This window comes from Paenibacillus sp. Aloe-11, from assembly GCF_000245715.1.
GTDB classification, from domain to species: Bacteria; Bacillota; Bacilli; order Paenibacillales; family Paenibacillaceae; genus Paenibacillus; species Paenibacillus kribbensis.
The window spans coordinates 153,536-157,933 of sequence record NZ_JH601066.1; the positions used below are offsets into that span (position 1 = coordinate 153,536).

Sequence of the window (4,398 nt, forward strand, 5' to 3'; positions counted from 1 at the left end):
ATGACATAGGCGGACAGCGTATGTTCTCCCGGCTGATCCGTATTGACGACAACGACGGCCTCACGTATCCCCTCTACCTGCATCAGACGTGCCTCGATTTCGCCAAGCTCGATCCGGAAGCCACGGATTTTCACCTGATTATCCATCCGTCCCAAATATTCAATATTACCGTCCGGCAGCCAGCGTGCCAGATCGCCGGTCCGGTACATTCTCCCGCCGGGCGTGAAAGGATCTTCGACGAATTTGTCCGTCGTCAGCTCGGGGCGATTCAGATAGCCACGGGCCACACCGTCTCCCCCCACGCACAATTCTCCCGGAATGCCGATCGGCTGTTGCTGTCCGCCAGTGTTGACGATATAAGCGGTTGAGCTACCGATCGGTCGGCCAATCGGCACTGAGCCGTCATAATCCCGGTCAATTCGGAAACAAGTCGAGAAGGTCGTATTTTCGGTAGGTCCGTAACCGTTCCATAAAGACAGGTTCGGGCAAGCCTTGCGAACCCGATTTACATGTGCTGGTGCAAGTGCGTCCCCACCAATAATTAGATGTCGCACGGAAGCGAACATGAGCGGATTATGCTGAGATAGGTTATTAAATAGTGGAGAGGTTAGCCACATCATCGTAATGCCGTGTTTGCGTAAAAATCCGGCAAAAGCATCGCCGTCAAGCAGGGTGTCTTTTGGCACCAAATAAAGCCCCGCACCGTGCAGCAGCGCACCAAACAGCTCAAATGTGCTTGCATCAAAGCTGATAGCACCTGTCTGCGCCATTCGTTCTTCTTCCCCGAAAGGAGTGTAACCAGCATCCATGACCAGTCGGATGACGTTGCGCTGCTCAACCATCACCCCTTTGGGTCTCCCGGTTGAGCCGGACGTATATATAACATAGGCCAAATCGTCCGGGCCATTGACTCCTGCAAGGTTGCGTTCTTCCTCGCCCCGCACAGAGAAAGGAGGCTCGCCTCCAGCTCCGAAAATATCCTCTTCCTCGTCAATGATTAACACATCAGCTCCCACCAGCCGGTCCAGTCGGTCTGCGAGCCCTCTCTGCGTCAGCGTTAGTCTGGCTCCGCTGTCTTCCAGCAAATAAGAAATCCGTTCTTCGGGATATTCCGGGTCCATCGGCAGATAAGCGCCACCGGCTTTCAGAATGGCAAGAACGCCGATAACCGTATCGGCTGATTTTTCGGTCATCAACCCGACGATCTCGTCCGGTTGTACACCGCGCGCCCGCAATCTGCGCGCAATCCGGTTGGCGCGCGCGTTCAATTCACGGTACGTCAGCGTGCCGCCTTCCCATATGACCGCTTCGCGGTCCGGTGTACGCTCCGTCTGCTCCTCGAACAGCGCCGCGATGCTTTTGTCCCGGGGATAGTCGGACCGAATACCATGGAAGCGCCCAATTTCATCTTGTTCCGCTTCATTTAAAATGCGGGCCCGGTTCACTTCGCTATCGGGATTGGACAGTGCTGCGTGAAGCAGCGCCGTCAGGTGCCCGGCAGCCTTCTCCATCCATTCCCGCTCGAATACAGCGGCATTGTACATCATTTTGAGCGACCACGTTTCGCCGGGATACACGATCAGGTTAAAATTGTAGTTCGTCTGTTCAAATGAATCCGCCACACGCACAGAGAACCCCAGCCGTTCCTCCAAACTTCCGTTAGCCAGTTCGCGATCAAGCGGATAGTTTTCAAAAGCAAGCAAATGGCTCACAAGACCGCTTTGCAGCTCGGAACGCTTTTGAATTTCATACAATGGCAAATAATCGTGTTGTTCCGCCTCCAGCGCATAAGACTGCACCGTAGTGAATAAATCGGCGAACGTCGTTCCAGGCCGAACGGTCACACGCACCGGAACCGTATTGATGAATAGTCCCGCCATTTGTTCGACTCCACGAATGGAGGCTGGACGGCCGGAGACGACCGTCCCGAACACTGCGTCTTCCGAATCATTGTAACGGGCGAGCAGTGCCCCCCACAGCGCCTGAAAAAGGTTGGGAGCCGTTACCTGATACTGGTTCGCCAGCGCCTTCAGCGCAGTGACCAACTCACGATCCCATTCCCATTTAAATTCCTCGTTCCGGTACGCCTCTCCGTCAGACCCGTTTTTCCGCCACGGGAGCGGAGTAGGACGTCCAAATTCCTCCAGACGTCCGTCCCAGAACGCATAAGCTGCTGCCTTATCCTGCATTTCCAACCATTTGATATAGTCCCCGTAGGGCTTCTCCCGTTCGGGAAGGAGCGGAGAGCCGCTGCGAAGCTTTTCATAGTTGCCGAACAGCTTTTTCATCAGCACGCCGAGACTCCAGCCATCTATAAGAATGTGATGGTTGCTCCACACCAAACGGTAATCATGCTCGCTCAGCCGGAATACAGCGACGCGAAAAAGCATATCCTTGGCCAAATCAAAGCCTTTGGCCTGAATTTCCCGCTTGTAGCTTTCCATCCGGCTCTGCTGCGATTCCGGCTGCATTCCTTCCAGGCTCTCACAGTGGACCTCAGCCTTGCGTTCAGCGAGTACAATTTGTCGGGGTCGTTGAAGCTGCTGATAAACGAAAACTGTCCGTAAAATGTCGTTGGAGCGAACCAACTCATCCACGCTTTGCTGCAAAACCTCAGTATCGAGATTACCGGTAATATGCAGCTCCATCTGTGTAAAATAAGAAGAAGATTCAGGATCAAGCATCGCGTGAAACAGCATACCCTCCTGCATTGGCGTTAAGGGATACACTTTTTGAATTTTCGGTTTGGTCATAAGTCACCTCTCTGTCAAATGTTTTCAATATAAGCCGCTGTACACCACTAAAAGCCATAAAAAATTACAGCAGCTGCATCAATTGATCCAGCTCTTCAATCGTCAGTTCATCATCGCCCAGATCGCTCGGTGTCATCTCTCCGCCCTCCTGGCTCATGCAATGGTCAATCAGGCGCACCAAATGCGTTTTGAAGCTTTCGTTCAAAGCCGAGATGGTCTCGCTTGTGTACTCCAAACCGTTGTAGGCAATCGACATACACAGCACGCCGGCTTCCACATAGCCAACCACGTCAAGCGACGTCGGCTTTTCTCCTTCTTGACCGAGTGGACTTCCCATTGGCATCGAAGAACGAACAAACACATCCGCATTCGCTAGCTCCGAAAACTGCCCCAGATAATTGAAGCTAATTTCGGGCTGGAGCGAAAAAGCCAGTTCAGCCTTGTATTCATCAGGGGTCACGTACCGTAAAATACCGTAACCAACCCCTTTATTTGGAATATGACGCAGATCTTCTTTAATCCGTTTTAATTGGTACGCTGTATCCTCCGCATGACTCATGTCGAGCACAAACGGATATTGGCTCGTAAACCAGCCGACCGTACGTGAAACGTCAATCCCCTCAATCACTTCTTCCCGCCCGTGTCCTTCCATGTTCACAAGTACATGATCGAATCCGGTCCATTCCTGCACGGCGCAGCCAAGGGCTGTCAGCAAAATATCGTTCATTTCAGTGCGATATGCCTCATGCGCCTGTGTTGTCAAATGCAGCGTCTGCTCCGGTGACAGCTTAAACTCCGCCGTTACCGTATGTTGCATGCGCCGATCATCTGTTTCGCTGTCCTTGGGCAGCGGCAATGGGCACATCTTTTCGAGCTGGCTCCAATAAGCGATCTCTTGAAGCAGCAGCCGGGATTTAGCGAATTCATGAATCCGCTCAGACCATTCGGTGAAAGAATGGGTTTTGGCCGGCAGCATGACCGCTTCCTCCCTGCCTTCCTGTTCATAGGCAGACGCAAAATCCTCCAGCAAAATACGCCATGATACGCCATCCACAACCAGATGATGAATCACAAACAGCAGGTGGCTGCCTTGGTCTGTATGGAACATAGCCGCCTTCACCAGCGGTCCACGGCTTAGGTCAATCCCGCTTTGAATCCTCTCCGCTTCGCTTTCGATTGCCCGTTTCCATGTCTCTGGACTGGTCACTTCACACCCTTCAGCCACGGTCCGGTAATCGTATTCCTTCAGAGTGAACAGCTCGCCCTCCACATCCCGGTTGTACTGCACCACTCCGTCTGTCGTCTCGGTATACACCATCCGCAGCGCATCGTGGTGCTCCACCAGCGCCCGCAGCGCCGCTTCTGTCTGCCTCCGCTCAAACCCTTTCTCCGCATACAGCATGACCGATTGGTTCCAGTGATGCCGATCCGTAAACCGCTGCTCAAAGAACCATCGCTGCACAGGAGTCAGCTTCACTTCGCCCTTCACTTCGGACTGGTCTGCTCTCTCGCCTTGTAGCTCCTCCAGGTACGGGGACACCTGCACGATGGTCGGATTCCGGAACAGGTCCTTCATCTCCAGCTTCCAGCCGTGCTTGTGCAGTCGGCTTGCCATCTGGATCGCCTTAATCGAATCTCCGCCCAG

General features: G+C 53.3%; 2 protein-coding genes. Both read right to left on the reverse strand.

Going from position 1 to position 4,398, the window contains the following annotated elements; all coding sequences use genetic code 11:
• A partial coding sequence (locus WG8_RS20885; RefSeq protein ID WP_007432238.1) for a non-ribosomal peptide synthetase occupies window positions 1-2,753 on the reverse strand: 2,753 nt, incomplete at its 3' end.
• Between the two features lie 64 nt (window positions 2,754-2,817).
• Window positions 2,818-4,398: condensation domain-containing protein (locus WG8_RS20890; RefSeq protein WP_007432239.1), on the reverse strand; the 1,581-nt coding region annotated here is incomplete at its 5' end.